Source organism: Vibrio sp. 10N.222.49.A3 (assembly GCF_041475145.1).
Classification (GTDB): Bacteria; Pseudomonadota; Gammaproteobacteria; order Enterobacterales; family Vibrionaceae; genus Vibrio; species Vibrio tasmaniensis_A.
The window spans coordinates 15,788-31,754 of the sequence record NZ_JBFRVM010000010.1 but is presented as its reverse complement, the minus strand read 5'-3'; the positions used below and the strand labels follow the sequence as shown (position 1 = coordinate 31,754).

Sequence of the window (15,967 nt, the reverse complement as noted above, 5' to 3'; positions counted from 1 at the left end):
TTATATAAAGAATTAAGGTGACCCGAAAGTCACCTTAATAATTACTTTCTCAATTACAGTACTAGACGACGAATGTCAGATAGTGCGCTGTTTAGGAAAGTAATGAAGCGTGCACCTTCAGCACCATCGATCACACGGTGATCGTATGATAGAGACAGTGGAAGCTGTAGACGTGGTTGGAACTCTTTGCCATTCCAAACTGGCTTAATCTCAGACTTAGATACACCTAGGATACCTACTTCTGGAGCATTTACGATTGGTGTAAATGCAGTACCGCCAATACCACCAAGGCTAGAGATTGTGAAACAACCGCCTTGCATGTCTGCCGCTGTTAGCTTACCAGAGCGTGCTTTCTTAGAAACAGCCATTAGCTCTTCAGATAGCTCGTAAATGCCTTTCTTGTTCACGTCTTTGAAGACAGGAACAACTAGGCCGTTTGGTGTATCAACAGCGATACCCACGTTTACGTACTTCTTAAGAATGATGCTTTCGCCATCTTCAGAAAGAGAAGAGTTAAATGCTGGGAATGCTTCTAACGCTTTAGCAACAGCTTTCATGATGAACACAAGTGGAGTGATCTTCATGCCAGTGTCTTTCTTTGCTTCGATTGCGTTCTGTTCTTTACGGAATGCTTCTAGCTCAGTGATATCTGCGTTGTCCCACTGTGTAACGTGAGGGATCATTACCCAGTTACGGTGCAGGTTAGCGCCAGAGATCTTCTTAATCTTAGAAAGCTTCTGAACTTCCGTTTCGCCGAACTTGCTGAAGTCAACTTTTGGCCATGGTAGTAGACCAAGAGCAGAACCATCGCCGCCTTTGCCAGATGCTGCTGCACCAGACTCAAGACGCTTAAGTGCATCTTTAACGTAAGACTGAACGTCTTCTTTAAGTACACGACTCTTACGACCAGTACCTTTAACTTTCGCTAGGTTCACACCGAATTCACGAGCTAGACGACGAACAACTGGAGATGCGTGAGCGTACTCGCCGTTCTCTTGGAAGTCGCCAGCTGCTGGAGCTACTGCTTCAGCTTTAGGTGCAGGTGCTGCTGCCGGAGCTGCTGCTTGTGCTGGAGCTGGAGCCGCTACTGGAGCTGCGCCTTCAACCGGAGTGCCGGCCACAACGAAAGTCATGATTGAAGAGCCTGTTGACACTTTGTCGCCAGCTGCAATCTTGATCTCTTTTACTGTACCAGCGAATGGTGCAGGCACTTCCATTGAAGCTTTGTCGCCTTCAACAGTAATTAGAGATTGCTCTTCTTCTACTGTATCGCCAACCGCTACCATGATTTCAGTAACTTCTACTTCGTCGCCACCGATATCAGGAACGTTCACTTCTTTCTCAGCAGATGCTGCTGGAGCCGCTGCAACTGGTGCCGCCGCTGGAGCAGGAGCTGCTGCAACTGGAGCGTCAGAACCTGCCACTTCAAATACCATCACTAGAGAACCAGTAGATACTGAATCACCAGAAGCGATCTTGATTTCTTTAACGATACCAGCGAATGGTGCAGGTACTTCCATTGAAGCCTTGTCACCTTCAACAGTAAGAAGAGATTGCTCTTCTTCTACTGCGTCGCCGATAGCTACCATGATTTCAGTTACTTCAACTTCATCACCGCCGATATCAGGAACGTGAACTTCTTTAAGCTCAGCTGCTGCAGGAGCAGCTGCAACTGGTGCCGCCGCTTCAACTGCTGGAGCAGCCGGTGCTGCTGCAGCACCTTCCGCTTCGAAGATCATGATAAGAGAACCAGTAGAAACAGAATCACCTTCTGAAATCTTGATTTCTTTAACGATACCCGCTTGAGACGCCGGAACTTCCATTGAAGCTTTGTCGCCTTCAACAGTGATCAGTGACTGCTCTTCTTCAACCTTGTCGCCAACGTTTACAAGAATCTCAGTTACTTCAACCTCGTCAGCACCGATGTCTGGTACATTAATTTCGATTGTCATTGTATTTACCTACCTTAATGCCAGTCTTATGCGTATTGCGGGTTAGTTTTTTCAGTGTCGATATCGAACTTAGCAATTGCTTCAGCAACAACAGACTTCTCGATATCACCACGTTTAGCCAGTTCAGTTAGAGCTGCAACTACGATGTAGCCAGCGTTAACTTCGAAGTGACGACGTAGGTTTGCACGGCTGTCAGAACGGCCGAAACCATCTGTACCAAGTACTTTGTAAGACTCAGTTGGCATGTACGCACGTACTTGCTCAGCGTAGTTCTTCATGTAATCAGTCACTGCGATTGCAGGTTCTTTACCAAGAACAGTCGTGATGTACGGTACTTTCTCTTCAGCTTCTGGGTGAAGCATGTTGTCACGCTCTACCGCTTGGCCGTCACGAGTTAGTTCGTTGAACGACGTTACAGAGAATACGTCAGATGCTACGCCGTACTCTTCGCTTAGAATTTCAGCGGCTTTACGCGCTTCGTTCATGATAGTACCAGAGCTCATTAGTTGAACTTTGCCCTTAGCACCAGCGTGAGACTCAAGCTTGTAGATACCCTTACGAATGCCTTCTTCAGCGCCTTCTGGCATAGCTGGCATTGCGTAGTTCTCGTTCATTACTGTTAGGTAGTAGTAAACGTTCTCTTGGTTCTCACCGTACATGCGACGGATACCGTCTTGCATGATAACCGCTAGCTCGTAAGCAAACGTTGGATCGTAAGAGATACAGTTAGGGATCGTGTTCGCTTGAATGTGCGAGTGACCATCTTCGTGCTGTAGACCTTCACCATTCAGTGTTGTACGACCTGCAGTAGCACCTAGTAGGAAGCCACGAGCTTGTTGGTCACCAGCCATCCACGCCATATCGCCTACACGTTGGAAACCAAACATTGAGTAGTAGATGTAGAACGGGATCATTGGGAGATCGTTCGTGCTGTATGATGTTGCAGCTGCAACCCAAGAAGCCATTGAACCTAGCTCGTTGATGCCTTCTTGTAGAACCTGACCTGAAGTCGCTTCTTTGTAGTAAGAAACAATGCCTTTATCTTCTGGCGTGTATTCTTGACCGTGTGGGTTGTAGATACCAATCTGACGGAATAGACCTTCCATACCGAACGTACGAGCTTCGTCACAGATGATAGGAACGATATTCTTACCAATGTTCTTGTTCTTAAGCAAGATGTTTAGCGTACGTACGTAAGCCATAGTTGTAGAGATATCACGCTTCTGCTCACCTAGTAGAGGTGCGAACTCTTCTAGCTCAGGGGTTTTGAATTCTTGAGTGAACTTAGGTAAACGCTGTGGCGTGTAACCTTTTAGGTCTTTACGACGTGCATGTAGGTATTCATACTCAGCTGAACCTTCTTCAAGCTTCAGGTATGGAAGTTCTTTTACTGCTTCGTCAGTTAAGATATCTTGAAGACCTAGGCGATCACGTAGGTGTAGTACGTGAGTCATGTCCATCTTCTTAACTTGGTGCGCTATGTTCTTACCTTCAGCCGCTTCACCCATGCCGTAACCTTTAACAGTCTTCGCTAGGATTACTGTCGGACGACCTTTAGTTTCTGCTGCATTTGTGTAAGCTGCGTACAGCTTAGAAGACTCGTGACCACCACGCTTAAGAGCGAAGATTTCGTCATCAGTCATGTCTGCAACTAGTGCAGCTGTTTCTGGGTACTTACCAAAGAAGTGCTCACGTACGTATGCGCCATCTTTAGATTTGAATGTCTGGTAGTCACCATCGATAGTTTCGTTCATTAGTTGAAGAAGCTTACCAGTCGTGTCTTTAGCTAGCAGAGAATCCCAGTTGCTACCCCAGATAACTTTAACAACGTTCCAACCGGCGCCTTTAAATAGGCCTTCAAGTTCTTGGATGATGCTACCGTTACCCATTACAGGGCCGTCTAGACGCTGTAGGTTACAGTTGATTAGGAAACATAGGTTGTCTAGCTTCTCACGCGCAGCGAAAGAGATAGCACCACGTGATTCTGGCTCATCCATCTCACCGTCACCTAGGAACGCGTATACACGCTGACCTGAAGTATCTTTCATGCCACGACCTTCAAGGTACTTAAGGAAGCGCGCTTGGTAGATAGCAGAGATAGGGCCTAGACCCATAGATACTGTCGGGAACTGCCAGAACTCAGGCATCAGTTTAGGATGCGGGTAAGAAGGGATACCTTTACCATCAACTTCTTGACGGAAGTTATCTAGCTGATCTTCAGTTAGACGACCTTCAACGAATGCTCGAGAGTAGATACCTGGAGAGATGTGACCTTGGTAATAAACTAGATCGCCACCGTCCGTCTCATTTGGAGCACGGAAGAAGTGGTTGAAACATACTTCGTAGAACGCTGCAGCTGACTGGTAAGAAGCCATGTGACCACCAAGGTCTAGGTCTTTCTTAGAAGCACGCAATACGATCATGATTGCGTTCCAGCGAATAATCGAACGAATACGACGCTCAAGAGTTACGTCACCAGGGTAAGCTGGCTCTTGTGCTGCTGGAATTGTGTTGATGTAGTTTGTGTTGATGCCTGTAGCCATATCAACACCATCTAAACGCGCTTTATCTAGAACTTGTTCTAGTAAAAACTGTGCACGTTCTACACCTTCTTCACGTACTACTGACTCAAGAGCTTCTAACCAATCTTGAGTTTCCAGAGCATCAACGTCATGCTTCATGTTAGACATGGCGATCTATCCTTTTTGTTAGTTGGATTCTACTAAACACGTAAAAAGCCGAAGTATTACGGCTATTTACCCTGTTGAATTCGACGTAAAGAACGTTCGCGGCGCGACTCTTCTTTGGTCAAATCCAGCAATGTTTCTTCGATGTAAGCTAAATGAGAATGTGACATTTCACGCGCCTGTTCTGGCTGCCCTGAAACGATCGCATCTACAATGTTAGCTCGATGTATACTCACTTTCTCCACAACGTCTTTACGACGATGCAACAGCTTTAAATTTTCTAAGACATTTTGTTCGAGTAACGGAGCCAAGCTACGAACAATGTGCAATAACACCACATTGTGTGCTGCCTCTGTTAAAGCAATAAGAAAAGCCATCACAGCTGCAGACTCGGCTTCAATATCACCCTTATCTTGCGCACCGCGAATTTTTTCTTGGCATGCTTGAATTCGAGCAAAGTCTTCATCAGTACCACGTAATGCCGCGAAGTAAGCCGAAATCCCTTCCATCGCATGACGCGATTCCAACAAGTCTAGTTGGGTTTCAGAATGGGAGGACAACAAATTAAGCAAAGGATCTGAAAAGCTTTTCCAGATATTTTCGCTAACAAACGTACCTCCACCTTGACGGCGAGTAAGCAAGCGTTTTGCTTCTAAACGTTGTATCGCTTCTCGGATTGAAGGACGAGACACATCGAACTGTTTCGCCAGTTCACGCTCAGGCGGCAGTTGCTGCCCTGGAGCCAGTGTTCCTTCCACTATCAACCTTTCTAACTCTTGTTCGATAACGTCCGAGAGTTTTGGCTGACGAATCCTTTGATAAGCCATAGTTTGTTGTTCTTCTTTTTCTTCGCTGACAATTGGTATTACCAATTTTAAGTTGGGCAGAAATTAACATAATTAAAACGCCACTGTCCAGACTAAAATTGACCTGAATCATAGAACACAGCACGAATTAACCATGATTTAACAAATGAAATTTAAAACAGCAACCAATTTGGTCTTACCATTTACAGGGGTAATACTTTTGGGGAGTATCCGTGCTAGAAAGTTTCAGGATAAAAATGGATTGTTTCAGAAAGATGAGTGCCACTTGATTAAAAATCAAACCAAGCGCACATTAGAGGTAGAAATCCTGTTCATAAGTTTTAATATTAGATCGTTTGATAAGCTCGTCACACTCTCGATTTATTGACGCCCTCCCCCTAACCACTTTATTTACATCGCAACAACAAAAATTCACAAGTGATTATGCCAGGCGTTGACTATTCAACCACCAGCAACAATAGAGCACCTTCAATAATGAGGCTTAAACCTTGAGCTCGCCTTTAAACTTCTGCCAGTCGAAAACCAAGCCAGGGTCAGTTTTGCGTAGCGGGGCTATATATTGATGACCGGTGATACGTTCGGTGGTTATTTGAGGGAAAGTCGATACGATCGTTTCTGTTAATCGAGTAAGCGCTTGGTACTGCTGCTCTGTATAAGCGATAAAGTCGCTTCCTTCCAGCTCAATACCAATCGAGTAATCATTACACCTTTTACGCCCCGCAAAGCTCGACTGGCCTGCGTGCCAAGCTCGGTCAAGAAATGACACAAACTGTACCACCTCACCATCACGGCGAATCAAGCAATGTGCCGAAACGCCCATTTGATGAATCACTTTAAAAAATGGATGATCTGTCGGATCAAGTTTGCCCGTGAAAAACTGTTCAATGTAAGGGCCGCCAAATTGGCCAGGTGGTAAACTAATGTTATGGACCACCAGCAGAGAGATATCGTCGGTGCTGGGTCTAGCATCAAAATACGGAGAAGGAACATGCCGAGCATTGTCGTACCATCCGTTGAAGCTCATCGTCATCTTAGTCTCGCTTTCTTTTCTACTAGCGCAATAAGATTGTGACTTTGCCCATAGAGCAGTCGCGCTAGCCTCTTTAATTTGAAGTTAAGCAAGAGTATCATTCCATTCCCACTCCCTTTCAAGATTAGATTTGCGATGAAAAACACACATAACAGCCACCAACGCCTTGATTACTTAAAAGAGCAACTGCCGCTAGAGATCACTCGCGCAGTCGCTGAGACCATCAAAGAAGATCTAGGTGGAACGTTAGATCCAGCGGCTGATATTACGGCAAGTCTAATCCCTGCAGACGCAATCAACAGCGCAACCATCATTACCCGTGAGTACGGTGTGTTCTGTGGTAAAGCTTGGGCTGATGAAGTGTTTAAGCAATTGGGCGGTGAAGTCACTATCGAGTGGAATGTAGAAGACGGTGACAAAGTTGAACCAAACCAAACACTTTGCACGCTAACAGGCCCTGCTCGCGCACTTTTAACCGGTGAGCGTAACGCAATGAACTTCATTCAAACACTATCTGGTTGTGCGACGGCGACAGCAATCTACGCTGACAAAATCAAACACACAGAATGCCGCCTGTTAGACACTCGCAAAACGATTCCTGGCCTACGTAGCGCACTAAAATACGCTGTGGCTTGTGGTGGTGGCTTCAACCACCGTATTGGTGTTTTCGATGCCTACCTAATCAAAGAAAACCACATCATCGCATGTGGTGGCATTGAGAAAGCGATCTCGACAGCAAAAGAGCTTAACCCGGGTAAGCCTGTAGAAGTTGAAACCGAAAGCCTAGCAGAGCTAGAGCAAGCAATCAGCGCCGGTGCAGACATCATCATGCTAGACAACTTCACCACAGACATGATGCGTGAAGCGGTTAAAATCAACGCAGGTCGTGCAGCACTAGAAAACTCAGGTAACGTGACTTTAGATACGATTGCAGAGTTCGCTGAAACAGGTGTCGATTACATCTCTGTGGGTGCACTGACTAAGCATCTAAAAGCAATGGACCTTTCAATGCGATTCAAAGCTTAATCTCATGGTTCTATCAATTACTTAACTTCTAGGCATGGCAATCAGCCATGCCTTTTTATTGCTTTTATTATCAGTATATCAACCAGTTAACTAAGCTGATCGCATAATTTTGCGCCCTATATGAAACAACACACTAATAAATACAAAACCACTCGCGCCCACACCTGAACACCATTCCACTTCTCGATCTCAACTTCTATTCTCTCCATCAACCGGTGCTTGCACTGAAACAAACTAAACGAATGGAATAGAACAATGAAAAACAAAAGAAAAAACCAGAAAGGCTTTACGCTGATTGAATTGATGATTGTGGTTGCGATTATTGGTGTGCTATCGGCAATTGCTGTGCCTGCATACAAAGATTATGTAACAAAAAGTCAGGTTTCATCTGCGCTAGCGACAGTTAAATCACTTGTCACTCCAGCTGAACTAATCATTCAAGAAGAAGGCACTATCAGTGGTGCGATAACGCTACTCGGAGTCTCTGCAGGTTCTAACACTTTAGGTACTTTATCTATTGGTACAGATAAGAAGTCGATTGAGTTCAAATTCAATGATGGAAGCCTCAAAAACAAGAAATTGACTATGAAAAGAGATGATAACACTGGTTGGTCATGCACCCCAGACTCTGGCGTACCGTCAATTGAAGGTTGTAGCTAAATTTAATGCTAACCAACCTCCCAACAGTTCTCCGTCAGGCTAACTTACTTAGCCTGACTCAAGAACAGGCCGTTGCGGAACATGTACAAGCTTCAGGTATTTCTGCACCTGAAGCTTTGCTTGTTCTAGACATCCTCTCTGACGAGAGCCTCGCCAATAACATCAAAACCATTTTCGGTTTGCCGTTAGTGCAACTGGCCAATACTGACTATGAAATCTTGTGTGACCAATTGGGACTTCGTGAATTGATCACTAAGTATCGTGCTATCCCAGTTGGCCTCTCTCACTCTACTCTCACGCTCGCCTCTGCCGATCCAACCGACTTGCAAGCTGAAGACGATTTTAGATTCGCGACTGGATTGCAGATAGAACTCGTTATCGCTAACTATTCAGAATTAGAAGGCGCCATACGAAAGCTGTATGGTCGCTCTATTTCCGGGCAAGACTCCAAACGCAAAGAGATCACCCAAGATGAGCTCGCCAATCTTGTTGAAGTCTCTGACGATGAAATGAGTTCAATTGAAGATCTCAGTCAAGACGATTCCCCTGTCAGTCGATTTATCAATCAGATACTGGTTGATGCGGTGCGTAAAGGCGCATCAGACATCCACTTCGAACCTTATGAAGAAAACTACCGAGTGCGTCTGCGTTGCGATGGCATTCTTGTTGAGGTCCAACAGCCCGCGTCTCATTTAAGCCGTCGGTTATCCGCTCGTTTAAAGATTCTCGCCAAACTTGATATCGCTGAACGTCGCTTACCTCAAGACGGCCGTATTAAGCTGCGTTTGAACGACGAGCTGGCGATCGATATGCGTGTGTCGACTCTACCGACATTGTGGGGAGAAAAGATCGTACTGCGTCTTCTAGACAGCAGCGCAGCCAATTTAGATATCGATAAATTAGGTTACAGCGAGGATCAAAAAGCGCTCTATCTCAATGCCCTAAAACGCCCCCAAGGGATGATCTTAATGACTGGGCCCACAGGCAGTGGCAAAACGGTATCTCTTTACACTGGACTTCGCATGCTTAACACCTCAGAGCGTAATATCTCAACAGCTGAAGATCCGGTGGAGATCAACCTGTGTGGTATCAATCAGGTACAGGTGACGCCAAAGATCGGTTTTGGGTTTGCCGAAGCACTACGATCGTTCTTGCGACAAGACCCTGATGTAGTGATGGTCGGTGAGATCCGTGATTTAGAAACCGCAGAGATCGCGATCAAAGCGTCGCAAACGGGTCACTTAGTCCTCTCGACACTCCATACTAACTCAGCTTCGGAAACCGTGACTCGACTCGCCCATATGGGGATTGAACCATTTAACCTCGCCTCGTCATTAAGCCTGATTATCGCGCAGCGACTGGCAAGGCGACTGTGCAACCACTGTAAAACAGCTGACAACTCGCCGGACATATTTCTACGTCACTCTATTCCTAACAGCCAAAATATCTACAAAGCCACCCCACAAGGATGCAATGAGTGTAATCAGGGTTACTCCGGTCGAGTAGGTATCTACGAAGTAATGCCGTTCACCGACAAACTAAAAAATAGTCTGATCAATAAACCTAACGCGTTAGAGATTGAAGATCTCGCGCGTAGAGAAGGAATGAGAACACTGCAAGAATCCGGTATCGATAAGTTGCTTGAAGGCACCACCAGCTATCAAGAACTGCAACGTGTTCTGTATCTATAATCCATCGGAGCACTCATGAGCACTAAACTGCAGTCACAATTAAAAAACTACCACTGGAAAGGCATAAACAGCTCAGGCAAAAAGGTGTCCGGTCAAACCTTGGCACTCGCCGAATTAGAAGTACGAGAAAAGCTCAAAGAGCAGCATATTCAGATTAAGAAAATCAAAAAGAAAAGCATCTCAGCAGTCACTCGTTTAACACACCGAGTAAAAGCCAAAGACATCACCATTTTGACTCGACAACTTGCGACCATGCTTGCCACTGGCGTGCCTATCGTTCAGGCCATTAAGCTAGTATCAGACAATCACCGTAAAGCTGAAATGAAATCAATTCTATTGCATATCTGCCGAGGTGTCGAAGCGGGAACCCCTATATCAAAAGCGATGCGGACGGCAAGCACTCACTTTGACGACCTGTACACCGATTTGGTCGCTACTGGCGAGCTTTCCGGAAACCTAGCGCAAGTCTTTGAACGCTTGGCAACCTATAGAGAAAAGAGTGAGCAGCTAAAGTCTAAGGTCATAAAAGCACTGATTTACCCCACAATGGTGGTCGCTGTCGCGCTGACTGTCTCTTACTTAATGCTCACCATGGTCATTCCTGAATTTGAATCGATGTTTTCAAGCTTCGGGGCAGACCTCCCTTGGTTTACTCAACAAGTACTCTCCCTTTCACATTGGGTACAGGCTTACAGTCTTTATGCTGCCGTTGGCATAGGGTTAGTCACATTATTTACCTACCAACTGCGTCAACGGTCTTATTCCATTCGTTTATCATTCAGCCGTCTAGGTTTGCGATTCCCTATTCTTGGCGGAGTATTGGCCAAAGCCTCAATCGCCAAATTCAGCCGAACCTTATCAACCAGTTTTAGTTCAGGGATTCCTATTTTAACCAGCCTGAAGACCACAGCCAAAACCGCAGGTAACCTGCATTATGAATCGGCCATCATCGAGGTTCACCGTGAAACTGCCGCTGGCATGCCGATGTATATCGCGATGCGCAATACCGATGCTTTTCCTGAGATGGTTTTACAGATGGTCATGATAGGAGAAGAGTCTGGCAACCTTGATGACATGCTCAATAAAATCGCATCTATTTATGAATTTGAAGTCGACAACACCGTCGATAATTTAGGTAAGATTTTAGAACCTCTTATCATCGTATTTTTAGGCACCGCTATTGGTGGACTGGTTGTCGCGATGTACTTACCGATCTTTAATCTTATGAGTGTGTTAGGATAGCTAAAAGCAACCAAACACCCCTCAAGCAGAGAACCACTGCTTGTATTGATTAAGTGGTAAAGGACACTATGGAAGTATTTCACTACTATCCTTGGCTATTCCCCGTATTAGCTTTCATTTTTAGCCTTCTTATTGGCAGTTTCCTCAACGTAGTCATACACCGTTTACCGATTATGATGGAACGAGAGTGGCAACAAGAGTGCTCGGAGTATTTCTCTCAATATAAAATTCCAGCGCCAGAGGGGAAGTTCAATCTCAGTATCCCTCGTTCGGCTTGCCCGAAATGTAAAACCCAATTAAGAATCGTCGACAATGTTCCAGTATTAAGCTGGTTGTTCTTGAAAGGTAAGTGTCATAGCTGTGCTAACCCAATCAGTGCTCGCTATCCATTGGTCGAACTGCTGACTGCAATACTATGCACCGTAGTGGCTAGCCACTTTGGTTTCAGTTACTACGCCATTGCTTTGATTTTTTTCACCTTTGCATTGATTGCCGCAACCTTTATCGACCTAGATACCATGCTGTTACCTGATCAAATCACCTTACCTTTAGTTTGGTCTGGTATCGCTTTGGCACTGTTTAACATCAGTCCTGTATCGCTTCAAGATTCCGTCGTTGGCGCAATGGCTGGCTATCTAGCTTTGTGGTCTGTTTATTGGTTGTTCAAGCTACTAACAGGCAAAGAAGGCATGGGATATGGAGACTTCAAACTCCTAGCCGCATTAGGTGCATGGCTGGGGTGGCAACATCTGCCGATGATCATCCTTTTGTCGTCGCTTGTCGGTTTGGTTTTCGGCTTGATTCAACTTCGCTTGAAACAGCAAGGCATAGATAAAGCCTTCCCGTTTGGCCCATACCTTGCGATTGCGGGTTGGGTAAGTTTGATGTGGGGCAATGACATCATGGGTTGGTATTTCACTTCTGTACTAGGGATTTAATCATGGCAATCATTATCGGATTAAGCGGTGGGATCGCCAGTGGTAAAACGACGGTAGCTAATCTCTTCAGCGAACATTTTCACATTGATATTGTCGATGCTGATATCGTGGCACGTGAAGTGGTGGCGTTGGGCAGTGAAGGTCTAAAACAGATTGCGACTCATTTTGGTGAAGAGGTATTGCTCGAAGATGGGGCGCTAAACCGAGCTAAACTGCGCGAAGTGATCTTTTCTGATCCCACAGAGAAACAATGGCTCAATGAACTGCTTCACCCTATGATCCGCGACAAAATTGACAGTGACCTGTCTAAAGTCACATCCCCTTATGCTTTATTAGTCGCACCGCTATTGGTTGAAAACCAAATGCAAGGCATGACCGATCGCGTATTAATCGTTGATGTGCCGGTAGAAGTGCAAATAGAACGTACGATGAGTCGCGATAATGTTCCTAGGGAACAAGTTAAATCAATTTTAAAATCACAGGCATCAAGAGAACAGCGCTTAGCAGTTGCAGATGACGTGATTAAAAACCATACTAAAAACCAAGAACTTTTGCCTCAAATCACAGATTTACATCAAAAGTATCTGGCAATCAGTGCAGTAGATGGGTCAGAATAGAACAATGTTGAATGAAGGTTTGCTCGATGATCACCCACAAATTTGAACATCCTCTAAATGAGAAAACACGCATCTACTTAAGAGTTGAATCACTCTTGAGGCAGTTACACCTGTCTTCTGCATTTTCCGATGCTCAACAGTATCAACTCTTTTTCCGTTCTATCTTTGATCTGATTGAAATATTCGAACAGATACAACTTAAGAGCGAACTCGCAAAAGATATTGAAAAACAGCGTGTAACCTATAAAAGTTGGTTAGATGTTGAAGGTGTCGATCAAGAGATGCTGACATCATTGCTCAATGATATTAGTCATATCTATCGTGAACTGATGCAGGCGGAACGTTTTGGGCAATCATTAAAAGAGGACCGCTTCCTTAGCGCTATTCGTCAACGCTTTAACTTGCCAGGTGGCTCATGTTGCTTTGATTTACCGGCTCTACATTATTGGCTTCATCTTCCTCTTGATAAGAGAGTTAGAGATGCTAAGACATGGATGGATAGCCTACAGCCTCTGTATGAAGCACTAACACTATGGTTGAAGCTCACCAGAGAGACAGGTCACTTTAAGGATCAGATCGCTCGTACAGGTTTCTTCCAGAGTGATGCTGAAGAAGCAAATATCCTTCGTCTTTCAATCCCGATGCAATATGGCGCCTACCCCATGATCTCAGGGCATAAAAATCGCTTCGCCATTAAGTTTATGAGCTTTGAAACTGGGCAAGCCTGCACACAAGACATCGAATTTGAATTGGCTGTCTGCAGCTAATTAATTTCCTTTTATAGTTTGGCTTAAGCCTTCACTCGAGCCTAAACTATTTCTTATGCCAATCACAGTAAGTAAGTGTTCATAAATAGCGTAGGAAAAATGCTTGAGAACAAGACAGAAATTTTCGATAAGTAGTTATTCTACAATCAAAATTTCTAACGAAGTTATCGAGCGTTTTAACAAGCTAGGATGACCAGTTATTTGCTACGATTGGTATTACTACACCTTCAAATTAAGAATCACTATGTCGAAGAAAATCACCATCGTTAAATGCCCTCAATGTAACACTGACGTTGAATGGGGCGAACAAAGCCCGCACCGCCCGTTTTGCAGCAAGCAATGTCAGATGATTGATTTCGGGGAATGGGCTGACGAAGAGAACAGCATCGCTGGTGCTCCAGACATGTCGGATAGCGATGGTTGGTCGGAAGACCCACACTAGGCGCGAGTAGCGAGTAGCGAGTAGCGAGTAGCGAGTAGCGAGTAAATTTTGAAGGGTTGGCGTTTACGGCAATCCTTTTTTATTGCCGGTAAAATGGTATGAGTAGAGATTTCCTACTCCTTCCTTCGTCAGTCTAGGGAATGACAGCTCTGGTTGCCCGTAACAAAAAACTCCCCAGTGGTTCGACTGCCTATCAAGGCTTGTCATTCGTCATCCTCAAGAGTGAGGAACGAGCAAGTTGGAGATCTCTTACCTGTGAGACTCTAAATAGCAGACACAAAAAAGCGGAGCCAAATGGCTCCGCTTTTATCGATAGAATGCAAAAAGAATTACTTCTTAGTAAGCTTCTCTTTAATACGAGCTGACTTACCAGAACGCTCACGTAGGTAGTACAACTTGGCACGACGTACTGCACCACGGCGTTTAACTTCGATGCTATCAACCATTGGAGAGTGAGTTTGGAACGCACGCTCTACGCCTTCACCGTTCGAGATCTTACGAACTGTGAATGCAGAGTGTAGACCACGGTTACGAATAGCGATTACAACGCCTTCGAAAGCCTGTAGACGCTCACGGTCACCTTCTTTTACCTTAACCTTAACTACAACAGTGTCACCTGGTGCGAATTTAGGAAGGTCTGATTTTAGTTGCTCTTCTTCAAGAGCCTTGATGATGTTGCTCATTTGTATAAATTCCTAGAATAAACTGATACTAAATTTAATAGGTTACTGCTTGCTTTTCGTTAAGAGCGTTGCTCTTTAATGAATTCAGCCAGTAATTGTTCCTGTTCGTCAGTCAGAGCTAGGTTTTCCAGGAGTTCTGGTCTTCTTAGCCAAGTTCGGCCCAACGATTGTTTCAATCGCCAGCGACGAATGTCCTTATGGTTTCCAGACTTGAGTACCGATGGCACATCTTTATCGTCTAGCACCTCAGGGCGCGTATAATGGGGACAATCTAGCAAACCATTTGCAAAAGAATCTTCTTCTGCTGATGCGAAATCTCCAAGTACACCCGGAACAAACCGAGAGACTGAATCAATCAACGTCATGGCTGGCAGTTCGCCACCCGTCATCACAAAATCGCCAATCGACCATTCTTCGTCGACTTCAGATTGAATAATGCGCTCATCTACCCCTTCATAGCGGCCACAAATAAGAAGCAAGTTCTCGTTTGTTGCCAACTCTTCAACACCTTTCTGGTCGAGTTTACGACCTTGAGGTGAAAGGTAGATAACCTTCGTCTTTCCCGGTGCTGCCTGTTTGGCTGTTTGGATAGCATCGCGCAAAGGCTGAACCATCATTAACATGCCAGGACCACCACCGTAAGGTCTATCATCAACAGTGCGATGTTTATCATGAGTGAAATCGCGAGGATTCCATGTCTCAATAGATAAAAGACCTTTTTTAACCGCTTGACCTGTTACTCCAAAATCAGTAACAGAACGGAACATTTCAGGAAAAAGGCTAATAATGCCAACCCACATGTGTTCTCTCGCTCTGTAATTTGGAGTTAGAATCCAGGATCCCAGTCAACTTCGATCCGGCGAGCTTCGCGATCAACTTTCTTGATCACTTGCTCTTCAAGGTACGGGATTAACCGTTCCTTTTGGCCAAAAGCATCTTTAAGATTTGCTTTGATTACTAGAACATCGTTCGAGCCAGTTTCTAATAGGTCAGTGACCTCACCAAGGTTGTAACCTTTAGTGGTAAAAACTTGCATACCGAACAATTCGCGCCAGTAGAATTCATCTTCTGACAATTCAGGTAATGAAGCAGGGTCAATAGCAATTTCAAAGTTGGTCATCAGTTGCGCGTCTTCACGTACATCTAATCCCGCTAGCTTACATACATAGCCTTGACCATGACGTTTCCAGCTTTCAACTTTATACTCAACCCACTCGCCCTTTAGCTTTAAATACCAAGGACTGTAATCAAATATGCTTTCAGCATTGTCTGTGTAGGAGAACACTTTAAGCCAGCCACGAATACCATAGGTAGACCCAAGTTTACCCATAACAATTCTTTCGTTTTGCTCGCTCATCGTTTCTTTACCCTTCATCGACATAAGCTATTTCTCTTTTTAAAAAAG

Annotated in this window: 14 protein-coding genes and 1 pseudogene; 8 read left to right on the top strand and 7 right to left on the bottom strand. The window is 44.9% G+C overall.

The genetic code is table 11. From position 1 onward, the window contains the following. Positions 1-53 precede the first annotated feature (53 nt). From aceF to ampD, 4 genes and pseudogenes are all read right to left on the bottom strand, one after another. Positions 54-1,952 (bottom strand): pyruvate dehydrogenase complex dihydrolipoyllysine-residue acetyltransferase, encoded by a 1,899-nt coding sequence (gene aceF, locus AB4589_RS00785; RefSeq protein ID WP_371709506.1) that lies wholly within the window; start codon positions 1,950-1,952, stop codon positions 54-56. A gap of 26 nt (positions 1,953-1,978) precedes the next feature. Then, the gene (gene aceE / locus AB4589_RS00780) at positions 1,979-4,642 is read right to left on the bottom strand and encodes a pyruvate dehydrogenase (acetyl-transferring), homodimeric type (RefSeq protein WP_017101226.1); all 2,664 of its coding nucleotides are present in this window, start codon (positions 4,640-4,642) and stop codon (positions 1,979-1,981) included. A 62-nt stretch (positions 4,643-4,704) separates the two neighbouring features. Further along, complete coding sequence (gene pdhR / locus AB4589_RS00775; protein WP_029225519.1) at positions 4,705-5,466, bottom strand: pyruvate dehydrogenase complex transcriptional repressor PdhR; 762 nt, start codon at positions 5,464-5,466, stop codon at positions 4,705-4,707. A 481-nt stretch (positions 5,467-5,947) separates the two neighbouring features. Then, positions 5,948-6,548, bottom strand: a pseudogene (gene ampD / locus AB4589_RS00770) (1,6-anhydro-N-acetylmuramyl-L-alanine amidase AmpD). Between the two features lie 83 nt (positions 6,549-6,631). On the opposite strand from ampD, the gene nadC reads away from it, so the two are divergent. The 8 genes from nadC (at position 6,632) to yacG (ending at position 13,879) form a co-directional block, all read left to right on the top strand. Continuing rightward, positions 6,632-7,522, top strand: a complete 891-nt coding sequence (gene nadC, locus AB4589_RS00765) for a carboxylating nicotinate-nucleotide diphosphorylase (protein WP_371709505.1) — start codon at positions 6,632-6,634, stop codon at positions 7,520-7,522. Between the two features lie 255 nt (positions 7,523-7,777). Further along, the gene (locus AB4589_RS00760) at positions 7,778-8,182 is read left to right on the top strand and encodes a pilin (RefSeq protein ID WP_371709504.1); all 405 of its coding nucleotides are present in this window, start codon (positions 7,778-7,780) and stop codon (positions 8,180-8,182) included. Positions 8,183-8,187: 5 nt separating this feature from the next. Beyond that, positions 8,188-9,873, top strand: a complete 1,686-nt coding sequence (gene pilB, locus AB4589_RS00755) for a type IV-A pilus assembly ATPase PilB (RefSeq protein ID WP_371709503.1) — start codon at positions 8,188-8,190, stop codon at positions 9,871-9,873. 15 nt (positions 9,874-9,888) lie between these two features. Next, positions 9,889-11,115 (top strand): type II secretion system F family protein, encoded by a 1,227-nt coding sequence (locus AB4589_RS00750; protein ID WP_017097337.1) that lies wholly within the window; start codon positions 9,889-9,891, stop codon positions 11,113-11,115. 68 nt (positions 11,116-11,183) lie between these two features. Beyond that, entirely contained in the window at positions 11,184-12,053 is an 870-nt protein-coding gene (locus tag AB4589_RS00745; RefSeq protein ID WP_086048774.1) for an A24 family peptidase, read from the top strand. Positions 12,054-12,055: 2 nt separating this feature from the next. Next, positions 12,056-12,670, top strand: coding sequence for a dephospho-CoA kinase (gene coaE, locus AB4589_RS00740; protein WP_371709502.1), 615 nt, complete (start codon positions 12,056-12,058; stop codon positions 12,668-12,670). A gap of 26 nt (positions 12,671-12,696) precedes the next feature. Then, positions 12,697-13,437: a cell division protein ZapD gene (gene zapD, locus AB4589_RS00735; RefSeq protein ID WP_371709501.1), complete on the top strand. Its 741-nt coding sequence runs from the start codon at positions 12,697-12,699 to the stop codon at positions 13,435-13,437. 244 nt (positions 13,438-13,681) lie between these two features. Further along, positions 13,682-13,879, top strand: coding sequence for a DNA gyrase inhibitor YacG (yacG, locus tag AB4589_RS00730; protein WP_017056605.1), 198 nt, complete (start codon positions 13,682-13,684; stop codon positions 13,877-13,879). 329 nt (positions 13,880-14,208) lie between these two features. On the opposite strand, the gene rplS is transcribed toward yacG, so the two are convergent. The 3 genes from rplS to rimM are packed head-to-tail and all read right to left on the bottom strand — an operon-like array spanning position 14,209 to position 15,943. Next, entirely contained in the window at positions 14,209-14,562 is a 354-nt protein-coding gene (gene rplS, locus AB4589_RS00725) for a 50S ribosomal protein L19 (protein WP_009847607.1), read from the bottom strand. Between the two features lie 59 nt (positions 14,563-14,621). After that, complete coding sequence (trmD, locus tag AB4589_RS00720; protein WP_004735512.1) at positions 14,622-15,362, bottom strand: tRNA (guanosine(37)-N1)-methyltransferase TrmD; 741 nt, start codon at positions 15,360-15,362, stop codon at positions 14,622-14,624. 26 nt (positions 15,363-15,388) lie between these two features. Beyond that, on the bottom strand, positions 15,389-15,943 hold the full coding sequence (gene rimM, locus AB4589_RS00715) for a ribosome maturation factor RimM (protein WP_009847609.1): 555 nt from the start codon (positions 15,941-15,943) through the stop codon (positions 15,389-15,391). Between the last annotated feature and the right edge of the window lie 24 nt (positions 15,944-15,967).